Origin of the sequence: Streptomyces sp. NPDC057694 (genome assembly GCF_042799415.1) — a bacterium.
In the GTDB taxonomy this organism is placed as follows: Bacteria; Actinomycetota; Actinomycetes; order Streptomycetales; family Streptomycetaceae; genus Streptomyces.
Map to the genome: position 1 here is coordinate 69126 of NZ_JBHVIX010000031.1, position 24472 is coordinate 93597.

Annotated in this window: 24 protein-coding genes; 7 read left to right on the top strand and 17 right to left on the bottom strand. The window is 71.9% G+C overall.

Features of this window, described 5'->3' with window-relative positions:
* Genes ACFVDP_RS39065 through ACFVDP_RS39080 form a run of 4 tightly spaced genes read right to left on the bottom strand, consistent with a single transcriptional unit; the run spans position 1 to position 3861 of the window.
* Complete coding sequence (locus ACFVDP_RS39065; protein ID WP_383500927.1) at positions 1–1029, bottom strand: 6-phosphofructokinase; 1029 nt, start codon at positions 1027–1029, stop codon at positions 1–3.
* Between the two features lie 52 nt (positions 1030–1081).
* Positions 1082–1798 (bottom strand): response regulator, encoded by a 717-nt coding sequence (locus tag ACFVDP_RS39070; protein ID WP_383500929.1) that lies wholly within the window; start codon positions 1796–1798, stop codon positions 1082–1084.
* 42 nt (positions 1799–1840) lie between these two features.
* A complete protein-coding gene (gene macS / locus ACFVDP_RS39075; protein WP_383500932.1) occupies positions 1841–3061 on the bottom strand; it encodes a MacS family sensor histidine kinase in 1221 nt (406 codons plus the stop codon).
* A 29-nt stretch (positions 3062–3090) separates the two neighbouring features.
* Positions 3091–3861, bottom strand: coding sequence for a lysophospholipid acyltransferase family protein (locus ACFVDP_RS39080; protein WP_383500935.1), 771 nt, complete (start codon positions 3859–3861; stop codon positions 3091–3093).
* A 193-nt stretch (positions 3862–4054) separates the two neighbouring features.
* Here ACFVDP_RS39080 and ACFVDP_RS39085 point away from each other — a divergent pair, with 193 nt between their 5' ends.
* The 4 genes from ACFVDP_RS39085 (at position 4055) to ACFVDP_RS39100 (ending at position 7315) form a co-directional block, all read left to right on the top strand.
* A complete protein-coding gene (locus ACFVDP_RS39085) occupies positions 4055–4873 on the top strand; it encodes an alpha/beta hydrolase (RefSeq protein ID WP_383500938.1) in 819 nt (272 codons plus the stop codon).
* Positions 4866–5510 (top strand): hypothetical protein, encoded by a 645-nt coding sequence (locus tag ACFVDP_RS39090; protein WP_383500940.1) that lies wholly within the window; start codon positions 4866–4868, stop codon positions 5508–5510. The genes ACFVDP_RS39085 and ACFVDP_RS39090 overlap by 8 nt, the downstream gene beginning before the upstream one ends.
* 148 nt (positions 5511–5658) lie before the next feature.
* A complete protein-coding gene (locus tag ACFVDP_RS39095) occupies positions 5659–6288 on the top strand; it encodes an RNA polymerase sigma factor (RefSeq protein ID WP_383500943.1) in 630 nt (209 codons plus the stop codon).
* The gene (locus ACFVDP_RS39100; RefSeq protein WP_383500946.1) at positions 6281–7315 is read left to right on the top strand and encodes a CU044_5270 family protein; all 1035 of its coding nucleotides are present in this window, start codon (positions 6281–6283) and stop codon (positions 7313–7315) included. Before ACFVDP_RS39095 ends, ACFVDP_RS39100 begins: the two co-directional genes overlap by 8 nt.
* Before the next feature lie 3 nt (positions 7316–7318).
* Here ACFVDP_RS39100 and ACFVDP_RS39105 read toward each other — a convergent pair whose 3' ends face one another.
* The 6 genes from ACFVDP_RS39105 to ACFVDP_RS39130 all read right to left on the bottom strand — a co-directional run bounded on the left by ACFVDP_RS39105 (position 7319) and on the right by ACFVDP_RS39130 (position 12231).
* Positions 7319–8089 carry an endonuclease/exonuclease/phosphatase family protein gene (locus ACFVDP_RS39105; protein WP_383500948.1) on the bottom strand — a complete coding sequence of 257 codons (771 nt, stop codon included), beginning with the start codon at positions 8087–8089 and terminating at the stop codon, positions 7319–7321.
* A 66-nt stretch (positions 8090–8155) separates the two neighbouring features.
* Positions 8156–9109 carry an ROK family glucokinase gene (locus ACFVDP_RS39110; protein WP_361548293.1) on the bottom strand — a complete coding sequence of 318 codons (954 nt, stop codon included), beginning with the start codon at positions 9107–9109 and terminating at the stop codon, positions 8156–8158.
* A gap of 77 nt (positions 9110–9186) precedes the next feature.
* Positions 9187–9648: a DUF5304 domain-containing protein gene (locus ACFVDP_RS39115; RefSeq protein ID WP_383500952.1), complete on the bottom strand. Its 462-nt coding sequence runs from the start codon at positions 9646–9648 to the stop codon at positions 9187–9189.
* 78 nt (positions 9649–9726) lie between these two features.
* The gene (locus ACFVDP_RS39120) at positions 9727–10839 is read right to left on the bottom strand and encodes an ArsA family ATPase (RefSeq protein ID WP_383500954.1); all 1113 of its coding nucleotides are present in this window, start codon (positions 10837–10839) and stop codon (positions 9727–9729) included.
* An 82-nt stretch (positions 10840–10921) separates the two neighbouring features.
* A complete protein-coding gene (locus ACFVDP_RS39125; protein ID WP_383500957.1) occupies positions 10922–11365 on the bottom strand; it encodes an SRPBCC family protein in 444 nt (147 codons plus the stop codon).
* Between the two features lie 104 nt (positions 11366–11469).
* Positions 11470–12231, bottom strand: a complete 762-nt coding sequence (locus ACFVDP_RS39130) for a metallophosphoesterase (RefSeq protein WP_383500959.1) — start codon at positions 12229–12231, stop codon at positions 11470–11472.
* Positions 12232–12531: 300 nt separating this feature from the next.
* Between ACFVDP_RS39130 and ACFVDP_RS39135 the strand changes: the two genes are divergently transcribed.
* Complete coding sequence (locus tag ACFVDP_RS39135; RefSeq protein ID WP_383500962.1) at positions 12532–14328, top strand: AMP-dependent synthetase/ligase; 1797 nt, start codon at positions 12532–12534, stop codon at positions 14326–14328.
* 204 nt (positions 14329–14532) lie between these two features.
* Here ACFVDP_RS39135 and ACFVDP_RS39140 read toward each other — a convergent pair whose 3' ends face one another.
* Positions 14533–15684, bottom strand: coding sequence for a glycosyltransferase family 4 protein (locus ACFVDP_RS39140; RefSeq protein ID WP_383500965.1), 1152 nt, complete (start codon positions 15682–15684; stop codon positions 14533–14535).
* Positions 15685–15776: 92 nt separating this feature from the next.
* Between ACFVDP_RS39140 and ACFVDP_RS39145 the strand changes: the two genes are divergently transcribed.
* Complete coding sequence (locus ACFVDP_RS39145; RefSeq protein ID WP_383500968.1) at positions 15777–17018, top strand: glycosyltransferase 87 family protein; 1242 nt, start codon at positions 15777–15779, stop codon at positions 17016–17018.
* Here ACFVDP_RS39145 and ACFVDP_RS39150 read toward each other — a convergent pair.
* Positions 16982–18313: an MATE family efflux transporter gene (locus tag ACFVDP_RS39150; RefSeq protein ID WP_383500971.1), complete on the bottom strand. Its 1332-nt coding sequence runs from the start codon at positions 18311–18313 to the stop codon at positions 16982–16984. The two genes, ACFVDP_RS39145 and ACFVDP_RS39150, sit on opposite strands and share 37 nt — an antisense overlap.
* A 114-nt stretch (positions 18314–18427) precedes the next feature.
* Here ACFVDP_RS39150 and ACFVDP_RS39155 point away from each other — a divergent pair, with 114 nt between their 5' ends.
* Positions 18428–18955: a PadR family transcriptional regulator gene (locus ACFVDP_RS39155; protein WP_383501037.1), complete on the top strand. Its 528-nt coding sequence runs from the start codon at positions 18428–18430 to the stop codon at positions 18953–18955.
* Between the two features lie 10 nt (positions 18956–18965).
* Here ACFVDP_RS39155 and ACFVDP_RS39160 read toward each other — a convergent pair whose 3' ends face one another.
* From ACFVDP_RS39160 to ACFVDP_RS39180, 5 genes are all read right to left on the bottom strand, one after another.
* Positions 18966–20174 carry a hypothetical protein gene (locus ACFVDP_RS39160; RefSeq protein WP_383500974.1) on the bottom strand — a complete coding sequence of 403 codons (1209 nt, stop codon included), beginning with the start codon at positions 20172–20174 and terminating at the stop codon, positions 18966–18968.
* A 35-nt stretch (positions 20175–20209) separates the two neighbouring features.
* The gene (locus ACFVDP_RS39165; protein ID WP_383500976.1) at positions 20210–21241 is read right to left on the bottom strand and encodes an NlpC/P60 family protein; all 1032 of its coding nucleotides are present in this window, start codon (positions 21239–21241) and stop codon (positions 20210–20212) included.
* A gap of 229 nt (positions 21242–21470) precedes the next feature.
* Positions 21471–22496, bottom strand: coding sequence for an NlpC/P60 family protein (locus ACFVDP_RS39170; RefSeq protein WP_383500978.1), 1026 nt, complete (start codon positions 22494–22496; stop codon positions 21471–21473).
* A 286-nt stretch (positions 22497–22782) separates the two neighbouring features.
* Positions 22783–24141 (bottom strand): NYN domain-containing protein, encoded by a 1359-nt coding sequence (locus ACFVDP_RS39175; protein ID WP_383500981.1) that lies wholly within the window; start codon positions 24139–24141, stop codon positions 22783–22785.
* Between the two features lie 35 nt (positions 24142–24176).
* Positions 24177–24416, bottom strand: a complete 240-nt coding sequence (locus ACFVDP_RS39180) for a hypothetical protein (RefSeq protein WP_111661836.1) — start codon at positions 24414–24416, stop codon at positions 24177–24179.
* Positions 24417–24472 lie beyond the last annotated feature (56 nt).

Here is a 24472-nt window from a genome sequence, read left to right on the forward strand (position 1 = left end):
TCAGCCGAAGAACACCCCCACCTCTTCATAGAGGGCCGGATCAACGGTCTTCAACCGCGCCGTGGCCTCGGCGATGGGCACCCGCACGATGTCGGTCCCCCGCAACGCGACCATGGCCCCCCACTCCCCGTCCCGCACGGCATCGATGGCATGCAGCCCGAACCGCGTCGCCAGCCACCGGTCGAAGGCCGACGGAGTCCCCCCGCGCTGCACATGACCGAGGACGGTGGTGCGCGCCTCGTTGCCGGTGCGCTTCTCGATCTGTTTCGCCAGCCACTCGCCGACGCCGGACAGCCGCACGTGCCCGAAGGAGTCCAGGGACTCGTCCTTGAGGACCATCTCGCCGTCGCGCGGCATGGCGCCCTCCGCGACGACCACGATCGGGGCGTACGACGCTCGAAAACGGGAGGTGACCCAGGCGCAGACCTGCTCGATGTCGAAGCGCTGCTCGGGTATCAGGATGACGTTGGCCCCGCCGGCCAGGCCGGAGTGGAGGGCGATCCAGCCGGCGTGCCGGCCCATGACCTCGACGACCAGGACCCGCATGTGCGATTCGGCCGTGGTGTGCAGCCGGTCGATCGCCTCGGTCGCGATGCCGACGGCCGTGTCGAAGCCGAAGGTGTAGTCGGTGGCGGACAGGTCGTTGTCGATGGTCTTCGGTACGCCGACGGCCCGGACCCCGTACTCGTCGGTGAGGCGCGCCGCGACACCCAGGGTGTCCTCGCCGCCGATGACGATGAGGGCGTCGACCTCTCCCTCGGCCAGGTTCTCCTTGACCCGGCGGACCCCGTCCTCCACCTGGAAGGGGTTGGTGCGCGAGGAACCGAGGATGGTGCCGCCGCGGGGCAGGATGCCGCGTACCGCGGGGATGTCGAGACGGACGGTGTCGTTCTCCAGGGGACCGCGCCAGCCGTCCCGGTAGCCGACGAAGTCATAGCCGTACTCCTGCACGCCCTTGCGGACGATGCCCCGGATCACGGCGTTGAGCCCGGGGCAGTCGCCGCCGCCGGTCAGTACTCCGACCCTCATCGCGTAACTCCCTTGTCACGGTGAGCAGTTCAGGAAACTGTCCCGCGCGGGGTCACTCGTCGTCCAGACCCCGCTCGATCGCGTACCGGACGAGCTCGACGCGGTTGTGCAGCTGGAGCTTGCCGAGGGTGTTCTGCACATGGTTCTGCACCGTGCGGTGGGAGATGACCAGGCGCTCGGCGATCTGCTTGTAGCTCAGCCCCTTGGCGACCAGGCGGAGCACCTCGGTCTCCCGGTCGGTCAGCTCGGGCGCCTTCGGCCCGCCGGTGTCCGCGGCGGGCGCGGGCTCCGAGGCGAGGCGGCGGTACTCGCCGAGCACGAGACCCGCGAGACCCGGAGTGAACACCGGGTCGCCGACGGCCGTGCGGCGCACCGCGTCGGTCAGCTCCTGCGTCGACGCGGACTTGAGGAGATAGCCGGTCGCGCCGGACTTCACCGCCTCCAGGACGTCCGCGTGCTCGCCGCTCGCGGACAGCACCAGGACGCGCAGCGCGGGGAACGCGGCGACGAGTTCCTTGCAGACCTGGACGCCGGGCTTGACCGGCAGGTTCAGATCCAGGACGAGGACGTCGGGGGCCACGGCCCGGGCACGGCGCACCGCCTGCTCGCCGTCGCCCGCGGTGGCGACGACGTCGAAGCCGGCGGCGGCCAGGTCGCGGGCGACGGCGTCGCGCCACATCGGATGGTCGTCGACCACCATGACTCTGATCGCCGGCTGTCCGGTCGGCTCCTGCCCCGTCGGCTCCTGCTCGGCCTGCTGTTCGCTCATCGCCCTGTCCCGCCTTCCCCCGTGCGGCCCTTTCGGGCCCTTTCACTTCTTCTTCGGTACGTGCAGTTCGACCTCGGTGCCCTGGCCGGGCACGGAGATCAGCTCGGCGGTGCCGCCGATGTCGCGCAGTCTGCCCCGGATGGACTGGGCCACGCCGAGCCGTCCCTCGCCCTCGGCCTGGGCGAGGCGGCCCTCCGGGATGCCGGGTCCGTCGTCCCGTACGGTCACGATCACCGCGTCCGGCTCGTCCTCCACCAGGATCCAGGCCCGCGCGCCCTCGCCCGCGTGCTGTCGCACATTGTCCAGGGCGGCGCCGACGGCGGCGGCCAGTTCACGGGCGGCCGCGGGCTTCATCAGGACGGCGGTGCCGGGCGCGGAGAACGTCGTCCGGGCGTCGGCGTGTGGGGACAGCAGGGGACGCAGGTCCTGCGGGTCGTCGGCGCCGCCCGGTGCGTCGGCCGCGGCATAGGTGGTGACCGCGCGGACGACCGCCCCCTGGGAGAGGTCCTCCGAGGTGCGGGACGGCTGGCGCAGGCCCGCGGCGACCAGGGTGCGCAGCGCGATCTCCTGCTCGCCCGCCATCCGGCCCAGCTCGGCGGCCTCGCCGCCCAGGGCGGTGCCGCGCCGCTGCACCATGGCGAGGACCTGGAGCACGCTGTCGTGGATGTCGCGGGCCAGGCGCTCCCGTTCCCGGGTGGCGGCCTCGATCTCCAGGGCGCGGGCGAGGGTCCGCTCGGAGGCGCGGGCCACCTCGACCACGTAACCGATCGCTATGCCGGCGATGCAGACCAGCAGGACGTTGTGGATGATGCTGCGGCTGATGTCGCCGCGCTGCACGACGTTGACCACGCCGATCAGCACCGACGCGAAGGCCGCCCACCGCCAGCCGCCCTTGAGCGCCCAGGCGAGGACCGCGCCCGCCGTCCAGATCGACGGCAGTGTCGAGCCGCCGGTGATGGCCCGCTCGTGCCCGGCGACCGGGGAGAGCAGGATGCCCGCGACCGCGACGGCCAGGTCGATGGTGAGGAACCGCTTGGTGCAGCGCCGGGCGCCCGACACCTGGGGCAGCGTCGCCAGGGTCCACACCGCGAGGACGACGAAATAGGTGATGCCGACCCACGGACGCTCGTACACCTCGTACGCGGAGGCGAAGAGCCCGATCGCGTACACCATCGTCAGCACGCGGTAGGCCGTCAGGGCACGCCACAACGGCTGCTCCACCGACATCCGCACCACGCGTTCCCGCCGGGTCGCGCTCCCCATGTCCCCCACCCCCTGGGAAGACGACGCGGCTAGGCGCCGCTCCGTTCCCCGCTCTTCTCCACTGCCTTCTGCGCTTCTTTCTGCGCTTCCTTCTGTGCTTCCTTCTCGGCCTTCGCCGCGTCCGCGATCTGCCGCTTGGCGGCGGTCGCGTACATGTCGACGTACTCCTGGCCGGAGAGCTTCATGATCTCGTACATGACCTCGTCGGTCACCGCCCGCAGCACGAACCGGTCGCCCTCCATGCCCTGATAGCGGGTGAAGTCGAGCGGCTTGCCGATGCGGATGCCCGGGCGCATGAGCTTCGGCATCACCTTGCCCGGAGGCTGGATCTTCTCCGTGTCGATCATGGCGACCGGGATGACGGGCGCGCCGGTGGCGAGCGCCACGCGCGCGAGGCCGCCCGGCTTGCCGCGGTAGAGACGGCCGTCGGGCGACCGCGTCCCCTCCGGGTAGATGCCGAACAGCTCGCCGCGCTCCAGGACCTCGATGCCGCTCTTGATGGCGGCCTCGCCCGCGCCGCGCGAACCCGAACGGTCCACCGGCAGCTGTCCGACGCCCTTGAAGAAGGCGGCCGTCAGCTTGCCCTTCACACCGGGAGTGGTGAAGTACTCGGCCTTCGCGATGAAGGTGACCTTGCGGTCGAGCATCGTCGGCAGGAAGAAGGAGTCGGAGAAGGAGAGGTGGTTGCTGGCCAGGATCGCGGGGCCGGTGGCCGGAATGTTCTCCAGGCCCTCCACCCACGGCCGGAAGCCGAGCTTGAGCGGCCCCCCGATGGCCACCTTCATTGCGCCGTAGATCAACCCTCTGCCTTCCCTCGTTCTCGGACCCCGTACACGGACTCGTACGCGGATCGGTCCGAGGATCAGACCTTAACCCGCAGGGCCGGTACGGGGCCCGACGACCCTGGTCGGTGTCAGTCCGGTCGCGTACGGTGAAGACCTCACGCGCGATGTCCTCATGCCCTCCCGCATACCCACGAACAGGAGACCGAAGGTGCCGGTCCTTCCTGGAGCCGAGCCGTACCGCCACGAAGGCGGCGAGATCGGCGTCCTCCTCTGTCACGGCTTCACCGGAACACCCCAGTCCCTGCGCCCCTGGGCGGAGTATCTGGCCGGGCACGGTCTGACCGTCTCGCTCCCCCTGCTGCCCGGACACGGCACCCGCTGGGAGGACCTTTCGGTCACCGCCTGGCAGGACTGGTACGCGGAGGTGGACCGCGCGCTGCGCGATCTCGGGGAGCGCTGCTCGCAGGTCTTCGTCTTCGGCCTGTCGATGGGCGGCGCGCTCGCGCTGCGGCTCGCGGCCCGGCACGGGGACGACGTGGCGGGCCTCGTTCTGGTGAACCCGGGGAACAAGGTGCACGGGCTGGCCGCGCACGCCCTCCCCGTCGCCCGGCACCTGGTCCCCACGGTCAAGGGGATCGCCAGCGACATCGCCAAGGAGGGCTCGCAGGAGGTCGGCTACGACCGGGTGCCGCTGCACTCGGCGCACCAGCTGCGCCAGTTCTTCCGGCTCGTCGACCGTGAACTGCCGCAGGTGACCCAGCCACTGCTGGTGCTGCACAGCGTGCAGGACCACGTGGTGCCGCCCGCCGACTCCGCGCGCGTGCTCAGCCGCGTCTCGTCGACGGACGTCACGGAGATCCTGCTGGAACAGAGCTACCACGTCGCGACGTTGGACCATGACGCGGACCGGATCTTCGACGAGAGCCTTGCGTTCATCGACCGGATCGCCCCCCGCGTCGGCAAGATCCCCGGCGAGGGCGGGACAAGCCCCGGCGAGAGCGCGGAAGGGACGGCCAGCGGTGGCTGAGCAGGAGGAGCGGCGGGAGCCCGACAAGCCCGAGCCGCAGGAGCCGGAGCAGACGGAGAAGACGGAGCAGACAGAGAAGACGGAGCAGCCGGACGGACAGCAGCAGCCCGACCCCCTGCTGCCGGCCGACGAGGACGCCGCCTGGGCCGAGATCGTCGCCGGGTACGGCGTGGAGCCGCCGGACCCGCCGGGCGCGAAGCCGTTCAAGTCGGTGGAGGACCTTGCGCTCCTGGACCCGGAGAGCAATGACTCCCCCGACGCCGGACCGCGGCACGACACCCCGGGCCCGCTCGGCTCCTCGGTGTCCTTCGCCCCGGGTGTCGCCTCGGCCCCGGGCCCGCGGGACCACACGGTGCCCGAGCCCGCGGACGACGACCTCGGGGACGACGACGAGGGCCACTTCGTGCCGCCGGACCCGCAGCTCCCGGAGGCCGACGTCACGGCGAAGTTCGCCTGGCTGGCCGTGGTCGGCGGCCCGCTGCTGCTGCTCCTCGCGGTGCTGCTCGGCTGGGACATGACGTGGTGGCTGGCGACGCTCTGCATCGGCGGCTTCCTCGGCGGTTTCGCGACGCTGGTCGCCCGGATGCAGCCGGGCGACGAGGAGGACGACGACCCGGGGCGCGGCGCGGTCGTCTGACCTGCACACGTACGGGGATGAAGGCCCGGCCGGGCTGCTTCCGGCCGGGCCTTCGCCGTGCCGGATGGAACCCGATCGGGCGCTGCGGCGAAGTACCGGTGAACCAGCCCAAGCCTTCAAGGCGTTCACACGGACGAAAGGAGCCCCGATGGCCGTCAGACCCCGGGAGCACTGCCGGCATCCGCACGGCGAGAGCGACGCCCGGGCGATCGAACGGTCCCGGGAGGAGCCCGAGCAGTTCGCCGCCCTCTTCGACCGGTACGCCGACGCCGTGCACCACTACGCGGCGCGGCGACTCGGCCCCGAAGCGGCGGAGGATCTGACGGCGGAGACCTTCACCACCGCCTTCAAGCAGCGCCACCGCTACGACCCCACCAGGTCCGACGACGCCCGCCCCTGGCTCTTCGGGATCGCCACCAACCTCGTCGGCCGACACCGCAGGGCGGAGGCGCGCCGCTTCAAGGCGCTGTCCCGCCTGCCGGAGCCGGTCGAGCACGAGGAGCCGGTGGCCGAGCGCGCGGTGTCCCGGGCCGGCGCGCACGGCCTGCGCCGGGAACTGGCGGCCGCCCTCGCCGCTCTGCCGGCGAGACAGCGGGACGTGGTGCTGCTCGTGGCCTGGACCGACCTCAGCTATGACGAGGCGGCCGAGGCCCTGGGGGTGCCGGTGGGCACGGTCAGGTCCCGCCTGAGCCGGGCTCGCAGCGCGTTGCGTGAAGCACTGGGCGGTACCGATCCGACCGCTCCGACCGCCCTCCGGGAGGCATCCGCCCATGAATGACCGCGACTTCGATCCCGTTCTCGACGAATTGAGCACCTGGGCAGGGGACGCCGGGCCCCTCGACCCCGCCGCCCGCCACCGTGTCCGTAACCGTCTGCTGTCCACGATGGAGGTCCGCCGCCGTCCGCTGTGGGAGCGGCCCGGTCCGCGCATCGCCGTGTCGGGACTGGCCACGGCGGCGATCGCCGCGACCGTGCTGGTGGCGGTGCGCGACGACGGCGGCACGGACCAGGGCACGGCCACGGCCAAGCCGACGGCCACGGCCGACACCCGGCAGCCGGCGATGCGCCCGGTGTCGGCCCGCACCGTGCTGGCCGGGGCCGCCGCCTACGAACGCAAGCACTCGCAGGCGCCCGCGACGCCGCCGCGCGGCGACCAGTTCATCTACACGAAGGAGATCATCAAGGAGACGAACCAGAAGACCGGCGAGACCAAGACGCACGTCGACGAGATCTGGCGCTCGGTCGATGACTCCCAGCGCTCCTGGATCATGGAGATCGGCAAGGGCTGGTGGTCGGATCCCCCGAAGAAGGACGAGTCGTCCTGGCCGCCGCAGGACTGGGCGACCCTGGAGAAGCTGCCGACCGACCCGGAGAAGCTGATCCTCTCGCTGGTCCCCAAGAGCGGCCCGAACGACAAGAACGACTCGCTCGCCGGGATCACCGACCAGGAGTGGTCCGTCGTCCACTCCGACCTCGCCGGGCTGCTCAAGCTCGTCCCGGTGATGCCGGAGGGCCTGCGCCCGGCGGCGTACGAAGCCCTGAGCAGGGTGCCGGGGGTGCGGACGGTGCCGGACCAGAAGGACGCGAAGGGCCGGACCGGCGTGGCCATCACGTACAAGGACCCGACGCTCCCCAAGGGCGTCACCAGCTTCGGCGGCTACTTCATCTTCGATCCGAAGACCTACGAATTCCTGGGCTTCAAGGACGACCGCACCTCCGGTGACGGCGCGAAGAAGAAGACCTACATCCAGCTGTCCTACCTGGACAGCTGGGCGATCACCGACAAGGTGAAGCAGCGCCCGTAGGCGTCACGCGGCGGGGATTCTGAGGGCGGCCAGGACCGGCAGATGGTCCGTGGCCGCCCTCAGTTCGTCCGCGTCCAGGAAGTCCGGCACCCCGCACCCCAGCACCTCCAAGCCCTTCGTCGCCAGGATCGCGTCGATCCGCTGATGGGGGTCGTCCGGCGTCGACGTGTACTCGCCGCCCCAGGGTGCCTTCGCCCAGCAGTCCTGGAGCGCCGCGCTCAGCCGCCGGAAGGTCCGCCCGTCCGGCCGCTCGTTGAGATCGCCGCCCGCGACGACGTGCTCGACGCCCAGCTCCGCGATCCGGTCGAGCAGCAGCTCGCCCTGCGCGTACCGCTCGTCCTTCTGCAGGCTGAGGTGGCAGCTGACCACACCGAGGCGTGGCCCCTGGGCGTCCCCGAACCGCACGACGGCCGTGGCGAAGCCGCGCCGGTGCAGCCCCGGCGTCATCGGCAGCAGCACGTCCTCGGTCCGCTCGACGGTGGCGCGCAGGGAGCAGAGCAGCGCGGGCCCGGCCGCGCTGCCGCCGCCGGAGAGGTACACCAGGTTCGCGGCGCGGGCCAGCCGGGCGAGGTGCTTGCGCCAGCGGAAGAACCGGGGCGCCTCCTGGATCAGCACCAGGTCGGGGTCGCAGGCCTTGATCACCCGGGCGAGGGCGACGGGGCTGTCGCGCATCGAGCGGATGTTGTAGCTGAGGACGCGGATGACGGCCGAACCGTCGGGTTCCGTAACGGAGTTGGGCAGTTCGGGAAGGTCGCTGAGGGAGCCGGAGTCCATGACGATCAAGATACGCCGGTGCCCGCCGCCCCTGTGGGGAACGACGGGCACCGGGCCGTACGGATGTCACATGACGGGGTCGGGCTCCCGCGCCAGGTCGGCGGCGCCGACCAGGCCCGCCTTGTTGCCGAGCTGGGCCGCGATCACGTCGGCCACCGGCCGCCAGTTGCCGCCGACCAGCCAGCGCTTGTACGACTTGCGGATCGGGTCGAGGACCAGCTCGCCCTCGTCGGAGAGGCCGCCGCCGACGATGAACGCCGACGGGTCGAAGAGCGAGGCCAGGTCGGCCAGGCCCGCGCCGGCCCAGCGGGCCAGCTCCCGGTAGGAGTCGACGGCCACCAGGTCGCCCTGCCGGGCGGCCATGGAGATGTGCTTGCCCTCGATGCCCTCGGGGGTGCCGTCGCCGAGCGACAGCAGGTACTCGGCGCTCTCCGGCGTCGCGTTGGCCCGCTGGCGTGCGTAGCGCACCAGGGCGCGCCCCGACGCGTACTGCTCCCAGCAGCCCTGCGAACCGCAGCCGCACAGCAGTCCGTCCGGCACCATGCGGATGTGGCCGAACTCGGCGGCGACGCCGAAGTGACCACGGCGCAGCTTGTTGCCGATGATGATGCCGCCGCCGAGGCCGGTGCCCAGCGTGATGCAGATGACGTTGCGGTGGCCCTTGCCCGCGCCGAACTTGTACTCGCCCCAGGCCGCCGCGTTCGCGTCGTTCTCCACGACGACGGGCAGGCCGACGCGGCCCTCGACCTTCTCCTTGAGCGGTTCCTGGCGCCAGTCGATGTTCGGCGCGAAGTACACGGTGGAGCGCTGACGGTTGACGTATCCGGCGGCTCCGATGCCGACGCCGACGATCTCGTGTCCGGCCCTGGCACCTTCCACGGCCGAGGCGATCGCGTCAACGATCCCGTCAGGCGTGGAAGGCGTCGGCACCTTGAACGTGGAGAGGATGTTCCCCTCCTCGTCGACCACGCCGGCCGCGATCTTCGTGCCGCCGATATCGACGCCGATGGTGAGTCCCATGAATCCCTCAGTTCGGTCGAGCCCCGCTACGGCCCACCGTACCTGAGCGCCTGTGGACGACAGGTCCTCGCCGGGGGTCAGTCGAGATCGATTTGCTCCCCGCCGGGGCCTTCGTCCTCGCCCTTGCGGGGTGCGGGCGGCCTGGGCTCCTGGGAATCCTTGGTCCAGCGCCGCTCCTGGCCCTCGACCGCGGAGCGGTAGGCGGCGAGCAGCTCGGACCCGGCGGCGGCGAGGTGGTCGAAGACGTCGGAGTTCCGCTCGATGACGGGCTCGACGACGGACCTGGCCTGCCGGACGACCTGTTTGGCGACCTGCTCCGCGGTGCCCTGCGCGACGGAGCCGAGGAAGGGGGCCTGGGCGCCGGAGAAGCCGGAGAGCTTTTCGGCGACCGCGTCGACGAGCTTCTTCAGCTCCTCGGCGGCCGAGCCGGGCGGTGGGCCGTACTCGGCGCGGCGGCGGGCCTTCTCCTCCGCGAGGTCCTCGGCGCACGCCTTCTCCCACGCGTCGGCGTCTACGGGCTTCTCGGTGGCGTCGCTCATGGCGCTGACTCCTGCGGAGAGCTGAGGGTTTCCTGAACCGGTTGCACCTTCGACGTTACCCGAACGGGTGCATGGGGTTCACCGTGCTTGCGGCCACAGATCCGGGTCGGGTGCGAACCGCACGCACAGTTCCCCGTCGACGAGACCGGCTCCGGCGACGGTGCAGCGGCGCGGGGCGGAGGGCAGCGGGACGATCCGGCGGAAGGGGCCCGCCCCGATGACCAGCTCGTCGCCGCGGCGGATCAGGCTCAGCTCCTCGCGCACGGCGCCGGGCAGCGGGATGCGCCAGACCAGCACCCCGTCGTCCGCGAGCCGGTCCTCGACGGGCCAGGTCACGGCAGGGACGGACTCGGCGGGCGGCGGCGGCACGTCCAGGTCGGCGGGGCGCGGGTCCCGTCCCAGGTGCGCGATCGCGTACGTCTCGTGCTCCCATTCGGCGATCACCTTGCGCTGCCGGGCCGCGGCGTCGGCGAGCCAGGGGTCGGTGGATCCGTCGGGCAGGAGGCGGTTGGCGAGTACCGCGTCGAGGCGCAGTCCGTGCAGCGCGAGCCCGGCGACGGTGGTGCGCAGGATCTCGGCGGCGGCCTCGGTGGGCTCGGCGACGAGGCGCACGCAGGTGTCGTCGGAGTCGATCACGGCCTGCGCGGCGGCGAGTTCGCCGTCCCAGCGGGTGGCGGCCTCGTACAGCCACTCGGCGGGCATCGGCACTCCGGCCAGGCGGCCGAGGACGGGCCGCAGCGCGCGGGCGGCCTGCCGTTCGGCGGGCAGCAGCCGGCGCAGGTAGCGGCGCAGCTGCTCGGGCAGGGCGAGCAGGGCGACGGCGCGCGGGGCGGCCGGGAGGTCGACGACGACCAGGTCGTACGGTCCGTCGGCGGTGTCCCGCAGGGCGCGCAGCAGGGCCAGTTCCTCGGCTCCGGGCAGCGCGGTGAGTTCGTCGCCGTCGAGCCGGGAGGCGCCCAGCAGATCGAGGCCGGAGCCGGCCCGCTCCTGGAGCGCGAGGAGATCGGCGCGGAAATCGTCGGCCGGGGTGAGCCGGGTGACGGTGACGCCGGGAAGATCGTCCTCGGCGCCCACGGCGTCCCCGGTGATCAGATGCGCGCGCAGCCCGTCGCGAGCGGCCCGGAGAGCGGTGGCGGAGGCGACGGTCGTCCTGCCGGAACCGCCGGGGCCGGTGACGAGAAGGGTGCGCATGAGCCTTGAGGCTACCTGGAGGCGGGCGCCCCCTTCAGGGGCGCCGGGAACCTCCGGCGCCCGGGGCCTGTCCGGAGGGGCGCTACTTGGCGGCGCCCGACTCCACCCACTTCTTCAGCCCGGCCAGCGCGCGGTCCGTGATGACCTTCTCGGCCTTGCGCTTGATCATCCCGAGCAGCGGGATCTTGACGTCCACGGTCAGGGAGTACGTGACCTCGGTGCCCGAACCGGCGGGCTTGAGGACGTAGGACCCGTCGAGCGAGCGCAGCATCTGCGACTTCACGAGGGACCAGGACACCTCGTTGGGACCGGCCCAGGTGTACTTCAGGACCTGGTCGTCCTTGATCGCGCCGGCGTCCATGACGAGCCGGACCTGCTCGGCGCGGCCGGCGTCGTCGGTCCCGAGGACCTCGGCCTCCTTCACCTCGCCCGTCCAGTCCGGGTAGCGGGCGAAATCGGCGATCACGCCCATGACGTCGGCCGGTGCCGCCTCGATCGTGATGCTCGAACTGGTGTGTTCCGCCATCGCCGTGGCTCCTCCGGATACCGGTCAGGGGTAGGTGCGCCGTGCTGGGGTGCGTGCCTGCACGCGCGTCCCGTGCAGGCTATCGCGCGTGAGTGGCCGCGCCGTCACCACTCCAGGGCCCAGGGCCTGCCGGAACCCGCGAAATGGCCGACGTTGACGCATTCCGTGGCGCCGATCCGCATCCGCCGGGCCAGCGGCTGGTGGACGTGGCCGAACAGGGAGTAGCGGGGGCGGGTCCTGCGGATGGCTTCGAGCAGCGCCCGGCTGCCGCGCTCGAACCGCCGCGCCACGGTGTCGTACACCAGCTCGGGCACCTCGGGCGGGATATGGGTGCACAGCACGTCGACCTCGCCGACGGCCTCGATCTTGGCGGCGTACTCCTCGTCGTCGATCTCGTAGGGGGTCCGCATCGGGGTGCGCAGGCCGCCGCCGACGAACCCGAAGACACGGCCGCCGATCTCGACCCGCTGGCCGTCGAGCACGGTCGTGCCCGGTCCCGCGTACTCGCTCCACAGCTGCGGCATGTCGACGTTGCCGTACGTGGCGTACGTCGGAGTGGGGAAGGCCGCGAACATCTCCGCGTACTGCTTGCGCACCGCCTTTTCGATGGCGGGCCTACGGTCGATGCCCGCCCACAGCCGCGCCCCGAACTCCCGTGCCTCCTCGAAACGGCGGGCCGTGCGCAGTTCCACGATGCGCGAGGCGTTCTCCTTTCCGAACAAGTCGGGGAAAATGCCGCGCGAGTGATCCGCGTAGTCGAGGAAGAGCACCAGGTCACCGAGGCAGACGACAGCGTCCGCCCCGTCGCCGGCCCGTGCGAGGTCGGTGGAGTTTCCGTGCACATCGCTGACCACATGAACGCGCATGCGATCACCCTAGGACGACCGGCCTAAGGTGGGTAGAGCCCGCCGGACCTGCGGTTACTTCCGAGTCGGGAAACTCCTGGACTACTGTGCGCAGAGCAACGCCTTGACGTGTGACGCAGCGAACATCTGGCCTGGACCCCCTACCGAAAAAGCAGTACCGGTGGGTAACGTCCGGGCAGTCCAGTCGTGCTCAGTTCAACCAGATCGACCAGTTCAGGGACTGAGCACCTGCCCGATCTTGGACCGCACCGACGCAGCACACAGAGTCGTGGCGCCGGCGCCCTATGAGGAGCAGCAGTCTTGCGCGAGTTCAGCCTTCCGGCTTTGTACGAGGTCCCTGCCGACGGCAATCTGACCGACATCGTCCGCAGAAACGCCGCGCAGCATCCGGACGTCGCCGTCATCGGCCGCAAGATCGACGGCACCTGGCAGGACGTCACCTCGACCGTCTTCCTCGCCGAGGTCCGCGCGGCGGCCAAGGGCCTGATCGCCTCCGGCGTGCAGCCGGGCGACCGCGTCGCCCTCATGTCCCGTACGCGCTACGAGTGGACGCTGCTCGACTTCGCCATCTGGAGCGCGGGCGCGGTCACCGTCCCGGTCTACGAGACCAGCTCGCCGGAGCAGATCCAGTGGATCCTCGGTGACTCCGGCGCCGTCGGGATCGTCGTCGAGTCGGACGGGCACTCCGCGGCCGTCGACTCCGTGCGCGGCGCGCTGCCGCAGCTCGCGCACGTCTGGCAGATCGACGCGGGCGGGGTCGAGGAGCTGAACCGGACCGGCGCCGAGGTCCCGGACACGACGGTCGACGAGCGCAGCGCCGTCGCCAAGGCCGACGACCCGGCGACCATCGTCTACACCTCGGGCACCACCGGCCGCCCCAAGGGCTGCGTGCTCACCCACCGCAGCTTCTTCGCGGAGTGCGGCAATGTGGTGGAGCGGCTGAAGCCGCTGTTCCGCACGGGCGAGTGCTCGGTCCTCCTCTTCCTCCCGGTCGCGCACGTCTTCGGCCGGCTGGTCCAGGTCGCCTCGCTGATGGCCCCGATCAAGCTGGGCCACGCCCCGGACATCAAGAACCTCACGGACGAACTCGCGGCGTTCAGGCCTACGTTGATCCTGGGCGTCCCGCGCGTCTTCGAGAAGGTCTACAACTCGGCGCGGGCCAAGGCGCAGGCCGACGGCAAGGGCAAGATCTTCGACAAGGCCGCCGACACGGCGATCGAGTACAGCCGCGCGCTGGACACCCCCAAGGGCCCGTCGCTCGCCCTCAAGCTGAAGTACAAGACGTTCGACAAGCTGGTCTACAGCAAGCTGCGGGCCGTGCTCGGCGGGCGCGGCGAGTACGCGATCTCCGGCGGCGCCCCGCTCGGCGAGCGGCTCGGCCACTTCTTCCGCGGCATCGGCTTCACGGTCCTGGAGGGCTACGGCCTCACCGAGTCCTGCGCGGCCACCGCCTTCAACCCGTGGGACCGCCAGAAGATCGGCACGGTCGGCCAGCCGCTGCCCGGCTCGGTCGTCCGGATCGCCGACGACGGCGAGGTGCTGCTGCACGGCGAGCACCTGTTCACGGGCTACTGGAACAACGAGGGCGCGACGGAAGAGGCTCTCGCCGACGGCTGGTTCCACACCGGTGACATCGGCACCCTCGACGAGGACGGGTACCTCCGGATCACCGGGCGCAAGAAGGAGATCATCGTGACGGCCGGCGGCAAGAACGTCGCCCCCGCCGTCATCGAGGACCGCATCCGCGCGCACGCGCTGGTCGCCGAGTGCATGGTCGTCGGGGACGGGCGGCCGTTCGTCGGCGCGCTCGTCACGATCGACGAGGAGTTCCTCGGCAAGTGGGTCGCCGATCACGACAAGCCCGCCGGGTCGACGGTGGCGTCGCTGCTCGGGGACGCCGATCTGCTGGCCGCGATCCAGTCGGCGGTGGATGACGGGAACGCCGCCGTGTCCAAGGCGGAGTCGGTCCGTAAATTCCGCGTCCTGGGTACGCAGTTCACCGAGGAGTCGGGGTATCTGACGCCCTCGCTGAAGCTGAAGCGAAACGTTGTGGCGAAGGACTACGCCGACGAGATCGAGGCGCTCTACCAGGGCTGACGCTTCCGCGCCGCTGGGTCCGGTGCCGGTGAACGGGCGCGGCTCTCGTCGTGGCTGATCGCGCAGTTCCCCGCGCCCCTGAAGGCTGCGGCTTCGCCGCATGCCTTCATCGATGGAGATCGCGCACGAAGTGCGCATCTCCAGGGGCGCGGGGAACTGCGCGAGAAGCGGCCACCGGAGCCGCGCCCGAAGACGAAACCGGCGTTACAGAAGACCCCGCAGGCGATCGGCGAGCAGATCCCAGCGCCACCGTTCCTCGACCCAGGCGCGCCCCCGCGCCCCCATCCGCGCCCGCAACTCGGCATCGAGCAGCAACGGCACCACCCGATCCGCGGCCTCCTCGGCGGAGCCGCCCCGCACGACCCAGCCCGTCTCCCCGTCGAGCACGGCGTCCGGCGCCCCGCCGGAGTCCCCGGCGACCACGGGCAACCCCGTGGCGGAGGCCTCCAGATACACGATGCCGAGCCCCTCGACGTCCAGCCCCCCGCGCCGCGTCCGGCACGGCATCGCGAAGACGTCACCGGCGCCGTAGTGCCCGGGAAGCTCCGCCCACGGCACCGCCCCGGTGAACCGCACGGAGTCCGCCACCCCGGTCTCCCCGGCGAGCCGCCGCAGCTCCTTCTCGTACGGCCCGCCCCCGACGACGAGCAGCACGGCGTCCGGCACGGAGGCCAGAATCCGCGGCATGGCCAGGATCAGCGTGTCCTGCCCCTTGCGCGGCACGAGCCGCGACACACACACGACGACCGGCCGGTCGGCCAGCCCGAGCCGGGCCCGGATCGCGTCCCCGCCGGACCCGGGGTGGAAGGTCTTCTCGTCGACCCCGGGCGGCAGTTGGACCATCCGCGCCGCGGCCTCGGGCGTGAGCGCGGCGGCGATCCGGGAGCGCGTGTACTCGCCCAGGTAAGTGATGCAGTCCGTCGACTCGCCGATCCTGCGCAGCAGTTGGCGCGAGGCCGGCAGCTGCGCCCACCCCGCCTCGTGCCCGTGCGTCGTCGCGACCAGCCGCCGCGCGCCGGCTTTGCGCAGCGCGCCGCCCATCAGGCCGAGCGGGGCGGCCGCCCCGAACCACACCGACGTACAGCCGTGCTCCTGCAACAGACCCACCGCGCGCCGCGTCACGCGCGGTGTCGGCAGGAGCATCGTCGTACGGTCGCGTACGACGGTGAAGGGCTGCTCGGCGTCGAACGCCGCGGTCTCCTCGGCGCCCTCCCGGCCACGCTTCCACGTGGAGGCGTACACAACCAGCCGCTCTGGATCGAGCCGCAGCGCCATGTTGTGCAGAAACGCCTGGATGCCGCCGGGACGGGGCGGGAAGTCGTTGGTCACGAGCAGCGTCTTGTTTGTCTTGTGCATCGCCGCAGACAGTACCGAACCGGGCCGTTCGATCGCGCCACGCCGCCGGGTTCCATGGCCACGGCACAGTTCTCCCCGGCATGATGACTCGAATGAAGACGCGAAACCCCGCCGCACTCCTGTTCACCTGGGCCCTGACCAGGACCCTGCTGCTGCTCTGCGTCTTCAAGGTCGTCGTCGTCCCCGGACCGGATGTGACCAGCGATGTCTCGGTGATCTACCACGGCTGGTTCGACATTCTGCGTACCGGAACGTTCCCTCTGGACGACGTGACGTGGCAGTACCCGCCGGCCGCCGCGGTCGCGATCCTCTCGCCCGCCCTGCTGCCGTTCCTGGAGTACGCCTCCGCGTTCTTCCTGCTGGCCTTCCTGGCCGACGCGGCCGTCTTCCTGATGCTGCTCCACGTCTCCGGCGGGCAGGGCAGGTCGCGGCGCGGCGTGTGGGTGTGGGTCGCCGGTCTGCCGCTGCTCGGACAGACGGTGTACGCGCGCTACGACGTGATGGTCACCGCCGTCGCGGTCGCCGCGCTGCTGGCCGCGGCCCGGCACCCGAAGGCCGCTGGGGTGCTGGCCGCGATCGCCGCGATGCTGAAGGTGTGGCCGGCGCTGCTGCTGCTCGGCACCCGGCGCGGCCGGGCCACCCGGGAGGCGTGGAGCGCCGCCGCGCTGACGGTCGGCGGTCTTGTCGTGGCCTTCACCGTCGCGATGCCGGGCGCCATGGCCTTCCTGACCTTCCAGCGGGACCGGGGCACCGAGGTCGAGTCGCTGGGCTCGCTCGTCTTCCATGTGGCGCGGCAGTTCGGCTGGTCGGGCACGGTGCAGCTGAACTACGGCTCGGTGGAGTTCCTCGGCCCGTACGTGGACGTGGTGAGCATGCTCGCGCAGGTGCTCACCGCGCTCGCCTTCGGCTGGCTGCTGCTGTGGCGGCTCAAGGCGCGTGCCTGGGGTCCTGCCACGCTCGCCGACGCGGCGCTCACGGCGGTGCTGCTGTTCACGACCACCAGCCGGGTCATCAGCCCGCAGTACATGCTGTGGCTGGTCGGGCTCGCGGCGGTCTGTCTGCTGTTCCGCGACAGCCGGATGGCGCTGCCGGTGTGGCTGGTGCTCGCGGCCACGTTCGTCACCTTCCTGGAGTTCCCGATCTGGTTCTCGCACGTGGTCGCGAGCGACTCGCTGGGCCTGACCCTGCTGCTGGTCCGCAACGGCCTGCTGGTCGTGGCCTCACTGTCGGCCTGCCGCCGCCTGTGGCGGGCGACGGTCACCGAGCCGCGCCGCGCCGAGGGGCAGCGGCTCCCCGCTCAGGCCGCCCGCGAGAACTCGGTGATCGGCTCCTGAGCCAGGTCCCGCCGGGCCAGGAACAGCAGGGCCGCGCACTGCACGGCCATGCAGGCCCCGAGCGCGGCGCACACCCCGGGCAGCCCCCACAGCCCTGACAGCCAGAAGGCGCACGGGAGCTGAAGGACCGTGCCCAGCAGCGTCACCCGCAGCACCCGGCCCGCTCTCCCGCTGCCCTCGAAGACGCCGCCCAGCGCGATGAAGACGGCCATCAGGACCAGGTACGGGCCCACGCAGCGCAGGAACAGGGCCGCATCGGCGGTGACCTCGTGCGGTGCGCCGAACGCCCGCGGCAGCCACGGCGCGAGGGCGAGGAAGAGCCCGGCCGCGACGAGCCCCGCCGCCCCGGCCACCAGGACCGCCTGCCGGCCGACGGCCCCGCGCTCGTCGTGGCCCGCGCCCCGGCGGTGCGCGGTGTGGATGGAGGCGGCCTGGCGCACCGCGTAGGCGGCCATCGTCGCGAGGTAGAGGACCTTGTAGGCGACGGCGTACGCGGCCACCGACGTCACCCCGAGCCGCGCCACCACCGCGATCAGCGCGAGCGTGCCCGTCTGCCGCACGGTGAAGTCGGCGGACATGGGCAGGCCGGTGCGCAGGGTACGCCGCACCGAGGTGATCACCCGCTCCCCGACGGCCGCCGCGCGCGCCGCGCGCACCACCGCGTCGCGCCGCATCACCACCACCCCCACGGCCAGCGAGACGAGCCGGGCCGCCACCGTGGAGACGGCGGCGCCCACGACCCCGTACGCATGGATGAGCAGCGGGTCCGCGGCGAGGATCAGGCCGTTCGCGAGCAGGGCGAGCCGCATCGGGGTGCGGGTGTCGCCCGCGCCCTTGAGGATCCCGTCGACGAGCTGCTGGGCGAAGAAGACGGCCATGCCGGGCATCGACACGGCGAAGTACGAGGTCGCGAGGCGCAGCGCGCCCTGCTCGTCCCCGCCGCCCAGCACGAGCCGCGCCAGGTCCGCCCGGAACAGCCAGCCGCCGGCCACGACGACCGGCACGACCAGCGCGCACAGCCAGGCTCCCCCGCGCACGGCGGCCCGCACCGCGCCCGGGTCCCCGGCGCCCCGCGCGTGGGCGACCAGCACGGTCGTGCCGGAGCCGAAGACGAGGGCCACGCCGAGCAGCACGTTCTCCACGTTCGTGGCGACGGCGACGGCCGCGACGGCGTCGCCCCCGAGCCGGGCGACCCACACGGTGTTGATGATCCCGGCCGCCACGGAGGCGAGCAGCGAGAAGTAGACGGGCCGTGCCAGCCCGATGAGCGTTCTGCGGTGTTCGGCGTCCTTCATTCCCGCCACGGTTTCCATCCCAGCCCCCACGCCATGCCTCTTTTCGAGGTATCGATTACCTCGAAAAGAGGTAGCATGAGCGTCCCCGCATTCACAAACCCCACCGGAGACCGCGTGCTGGAGCTGCCGATTCTCGGCTTCCTCTGTGAACGGCCGCTGCACGGCTATGAGTTGAAGGAGCGCATCAAAGCGCTCAGCGGCCACGTCCGCCCGGTCAGCGACGGCGCGCTCTACCCGGCGATCACCCGGCTGGTGAAGGCGGGAAGTCTCGACGAGCACACGGCGCCGGGCACACGGGCGGCCCAGCGGCGCGTGCTCACGCTCACCGACGCGGGCCGCGCGGACCTCCTGGACCGGCTGCGCCGGCCCAAAGACATCGAGATCAGCGACCACACCCGCTTCAACACGCTCCTGGCGTTCCTGCGCCATCTGCCCGACCCCGCCGAGCAGGCCGCGGTCCTGCGCCGCCGCCTGGACTTCCTGGAGACCCCCGCGAGCTTCTTCTACGACGCGAAGGGCCGGCCGGTGCGCGCGGAGGAGCCCGACGATCTGTTCCGGCGCGGCATGCTGGAGGTGGCGCGGGCGACGGGGCGGGCCGAGCGGGCCTGGCTGCGGGAGGCGCTCACCGCGCTCGGGGCCTGACCCGGGCGGCTCAGCCCAGCTGTTCCTGCACGTAGGCGCGCCAGCGCGCCACGAACTCCCGCTCGTCGATGCCGAGCACGCTCTGCGCCGCGTCGTCCACGGCCCCGGTCCGCTGCCGGTGGCCGCCGACCGCCTTGTAGAAGGCGTTGAGCTTCTCCTCGCCCCAGCCGTCGGCGATCATCCGGCAGGCCAGCCAGCCGCTCTCGTAGGCCTGCGCGAGGTCGGCGGAGTCGCCGCTGAAGCCGAAGTCGGCGTCGTCCGGGAGGGTGCCGGGGGCGGCGCCGCCGCGCACCGCGCGCTGCAGCTCGGGCGCGGCCTCGCCGGGGGTGCGGCCGCTGCCGCGGTATCCGGCCCAGTCCGCGTACCCCTCCGACAGCCACAGCGGCGTCGCCGCCGAGGTGACCGACCGCGTCGCCACGTGCGCCGTCTCATGGGTGAGGACGACCTGCTTGCCGAAGTAGCCGAGCACGCTGTACGCCTCGGGGTTGACGATCACCCGGTCCGCGGGCGCGGTGCCCGAGCCGCCCGCCTCGCCCGTCGTGACGGCCGCGATCCCCTGATAGCCGGAGGCCGGCGCGCCCAGCAACTCCCCCATGCCGTCCAGCGACTTGGGGACGACGACGACCACGCGCCGCGCCCAGTCGGTGCCCCACGCGCTGTCCACGGCGGGCACCGCGTCATCGGCGTCGTCGGCGTAGGAGCGCAAGGTGGAGCGGCGCTGGCCCACTCCGAGGACCAGGCTGTGCTCCCCCTCGACCACCGTCACCCTGCCCTGTTCCCACAGCTGCTCGGCGGACTTCTTCGCGGGCCGGTCGTCGGTGACGGTCCAGTGCCCGCCGCTCTGGCGGAGGGTGAGGGTGCGCTCGGTGACGACGGGGGCCTTGTCATAGCCCTCGACGCGGTAGCGCAGTTCGGCGGTGGCGGTGGCGCGGGCGTGCTCGGTGCGGCCCAGCGCGGTGAGCCGGTAGCTCCAGCCGTCGAGCGGGACCTCCGCCAGGTCGGACAGGAGCGTCGGGTCGGCGCCGCCGGTGGCCCGGTACGCCGTCGCGTCGCCCGCGACGACGGCCGCGGCCCGCCGGTCCAGGACGTGCTGCACGGCGGTCGAGCGGGCGTCCGCGGGCGCCCCGTCCCCGCCGCCGCACGCGGACACGGCGGCGAGCAGGGCGCCGAGCGCCACGAAGGACCCCGCCCTGCTCATCGCACGCCGACGACCAGCCATCTTTCCGATCGTACGGCGGACCGGCGCAGGAGTGCCTACGGCCGGGTCACGGATGAGACGGGCATCATGCCGACCGGGTCGTAGCGGACCGCGGCGCCCGGGTAGGGCGCGTGGATCACCTGCCCGTTGCCCGCGTAGATGCCGACGTGGCTGGCGTCGTTCCGGTAGGTGACCAGATCGCCGGGGCGGGCCTGCGACAGGCTCACCTGCTGCCCCGCGTACCGCTGCGCCTGCGAGGTGCGCGGAAGGCCGACGCCCGCCTGTGCGTACGACCACTGGGTCAGGCCCGAACAGTCGAACCCGGACGGCCCGTTGGCGCCCCAGATGTAGGGCTTGCCGAGCGCGGACTGCGCGGCGGCCAGGGCGGCGGCGGCGCGCGACGAGGACGCCGGGCCCGCGCCCGCCAGGTCGGGGCGGGCGCCGCCGCGCGAGGCCCGCTCGAACGCGGCCCGCTCCGGCGCCGCCATGTCGTTGAGCAGCCGCCGCGCCTTGGCCAGCTTCTTCTCGACGGTGTGCTTGTGCCGGGCGACGGCCTTGCGGCTCTGCTCCAGCTCGGCGAGCTTGTGCTGGGCCTCGGCGCGCTGCTGCGCCAATTGCCGCTGGGCGTCCTGCAGTTCTGCCAGCTCGTCGGCCTGCCGGGCGCTGATCCGGTCCATCGTGCCGGCCCGGTCGAGGTAGCCCTCCGGGTCGGAGGAGAGCATCAGGACGAGTGAGGGATCCATGCCGCCGGTGCGGTACTGGGCGCCGGCCACCATGCCGAGCGCCTGCCGCATCCGGTTGATCCGCTCCTGCCCGCGGGCCACCTCGTCCTGGGTCCTGGCGAGGTCCTTGCGGAGCCCGTCGGCGCGCTCGTCCGCCTTGTTGAAGGACTCGGTGGCCTGCTCCGCCTGCTCGTAGAGGCGGTCCACCTCGGCCTTGGTGTCGGCGGGCCTGTCCTGCGGCGCGGCGCCCGCCGGAGCGGCGCCGAGTGCGCCGACGGCGCCCGCCGCGGCCACCGTGAGGACGGTGATACGCGTGCCCAGGTCGAACCCTGACCGAGAGTGCGCTGTACGGCGATGGGACCCCACGGGCGGCAGCTCTCCCTTCGGCTGACGGTCCCCCGTGCTCGCGCTCGGGGGAAGTGCGGGCCGACAGTAGCCGGGCAACCACCCCCTCACCAAAGACCCTTCACGGGGCGCACACACCGGCGCCCCGCCTCTGACGCAGGTCATGGGCGGGGCGCGGGGTCAGCGAAAGGTGTCGGGATTCGCCCGAACGGGCGCGTTTCTCGATCTCCTCAGACCGTTGGTACGAGGATCAGATGCGGACGCCGAACTGGAACGAACCGATCGTGCTCATCGACTCGTAGCGGACGACGGCGCCGGGGTGCGGGGCGTGCAGCACCTGACCGTTGCCGGCGTACAGGCCGACGTGCGCGAGGTTGTTGAAGAAGACGAGGTCACCCGGCTTGAGCTGGCTCATGCCTATCTTGGTGCCGTCGTTCTGCTGGGTGTACGTGGTCCGGGTGATGCCGACCCCGGCCTGGTTGTACGCGAACTGGGTAAGCCCCGAGCAGTCGTACGAGTTGGGGCCGGTGCCACCGGAGACGTACGGCTTGCCGAGCTGGGTCGCCGCCGCGCTCAGGGCGGCGGCGCCGAACTTGGAGGCGGCCGCCTCGTTGCCGAGGTCGACACGGCCCGCGGAGGAGCGGCTGGCGCGCGTCTCCGCGTCGGCCATCGCCTGGCGCTCGGCGGCGGTCAGGGAGTTGAGCAGCTTCTGCGCCTCGCCCAGCTTGCCCTGGACTTCCTTCTTCTTCTTGCCGAGCTCGGTGCGGGTGTCGGCGAGGTCCTTGAGCTTCTCGGACGCCTCGGCACGCTCCTGGGCGAGCGTGCGCTGCTTCGCCTGGACCTTCTTCAGCGACTCCAGCTGCTGCGCGGAGAGCGCGTCGAGCGTGGACGCCTTGTCGAGGTAGTCGTCCGGGTCGGCGGAGAGGAAGAGCTGGACGGAGGAGTCGATGCCGCCGGAGCGGTACTGCTCGCTGGCCATCGCGCCGATGCCGGTGCGCAGTTCGTTGAGCTCGTCCTGCTCGCGGGCGACCTTGTCCTGGAGGTCGCCGATCTCCTTCTCGAGCTTCTTCTGCTTTTCCTTGGCCCCGTTGTAGAGGTCGGTCGCCTTGCCCGCCTCTTCGTAGAGCTTGTCGACCTTGGCCTTGACCTCGCTCTTGTCGGGCTTGGGGGCGGCACTGGCCGCCTGCGACGTAAGGGCCACGGCAGCGGCGGCGGTCGCGGTGAGCACGGTCACGCGGGTGCGGCTCGGCTGCTTGGGTCGACGGTGGGACGCCACGAAGGCGAGCTCCTTCTTCCTCCAGCCGCCCAAAGAACACCCGATGGGCGGTGCCCCTCCACCGTCACTCACCTCATGTGAGTGATCAACCGAGCGGAGGTTCGAGGCCTGACCCTAGTGACCTTCTTGTGATCAGTTCAAATCCTGTCGAGAAAAATCTCGGTCACCGACTGCATTCTTTGCACTCAACTCACATGCAGTGATGTCACTTTGACGCTACGTTGCGTGAAGGTTTCGCCAATTCGGGCAAGCGGAACGGAGGTTGCAGTTCCGCCGAATGCGGACATCAGCCCCGGGAGAGGCGCTTCAGGAGCATGACGGACGCGACCGGACGTGCGCCCGCCTTCGCGACGCCGTCGGCGACCTCGCGGTCCGTCGAGACGACGATCACGGGCCGGCCGGGCGGCTCGGCGCGCACCAGCTGCCGGATCAACTCGTCGGCCGTGACACCCGCCTTGGAGAACAGCACCCGGACCCCGCGCGGCGGCGCGAGCAGCACCGGCGCGGCCAGCTCCGCCCCGTCGAAGACACAGGTCACCTCGGCGCCGGTCTGCGCGGCCAGCTGCGAGAGCGAACCGAGCAGCCGCAGCCGCTGCTTCTCCAGCGGCATCGTCGGATAGCCGGTCTTGGTGACGTTGTAGCCGTCGACCACGAGGTGGGCCTGCGGCAGCGCCAGCAACTGGTCGAGGATCGCGGGGTCGTGCTCGTGCAGGGCGCGCGCCGCGATGTCCTTGGGGGTCATCTTCCCCGGCTCGACGGCGTCCACGGAGTCGGCGGGCCGCGCCGACACCGGCGGCAGCGCCAGCTCCCGGCGCAGCCCCTGGGCCGCGTCGAGCACGGTGTCCAGGAGCAGCCGTACGCGCATGTCCTCGACGCTGCGCCCTTCGCGGGCCGCGCGCCGGGAGGCCTCCAGAGCCGCCTCGACCTCGCCGAGCCGCCCCTTGAGCCGCCGCGACTCGCTCTCCGCGGCCGACACCTGCGCCTGCGCCTCGGCGCGCGCCGCGTCGATCTCGCCGCGAGCCTTGCGCACCGCGGCCTCGCCGCGCTTGACGTCGCTCTGCGCGGAACGCAGTTTGCGCTGCACGGCGTCGCACTCGCGCCGGGCGGCGTCCAGCTCCGTGCGCAACCGTTCCGTCTCGGTCCTGGTCTGGGACTGCGCCTCGGCGAGCTCGGCGCGCAGCCGCTCCAGCTCGGCGCGGGTCTCGTCGTCGGCGCGCTCGGCGTCGGCACGCTGCGCCTCCTCGCCGGCGGCGGCGACGAGCTTGACCCAGCCCGTGGGCCGCAGCACGTACGCGGCGGCGGCGACGTCGAGGGGGTCGGCGGCGGGCGGGGGCGAGCCGGACTCCAGGGCGCCCGCCAGCTCGGGCTGCGCCTCACGGAACCGCTCGGCGATCCGCTGCCGGAAGATCGTGTCGCTCTCCACCGCGGCGGCCATGGCGTTGCCCGCGAACTTGGCCCGTCGCGTGGGGGTGAAGCGGGCATACTGCCGCAATTGCGAGGGAAGTTCGCCGATGGTCAGCCCACCGAAGCCGTCGGAGACGATCTGCACGACCCTGCGCCGTACGCCTTCGGGCAACGGCCGGTCGAGCACCTCGGCGGCGGCCTGCTCAGGGTCTTTGGCCTCCCCGCCCGTGCTCTGCACCATCCGTCACCCCAACTGTCTCGAGTGCACCGGCTCCGTCAGGAGTCGGTGCCCGGCCTGTCGACGAGCTCCACCTGGTCCACCGCGTTGCACCAGCGGCAGCGGACCGACTCGATGGTCTCACTGACCACGTCGCGTTCCTCGACCTTCGGCTCACCGGCCAGGTCGAGGTGGACGTACTCGACGACCTTCGAGGAGCGCGTCACGTCGAACCGCGTCAGATTGCCGCACAGCGTGCAGCGCCAGCGGGTGGTGGCGGTCGGCAGGGGAACCGTCATCTCAGAGCATCTCTTCCTCGCGTGCACGGCGTGGTGCGTGGTGCTTGCTGTATTGC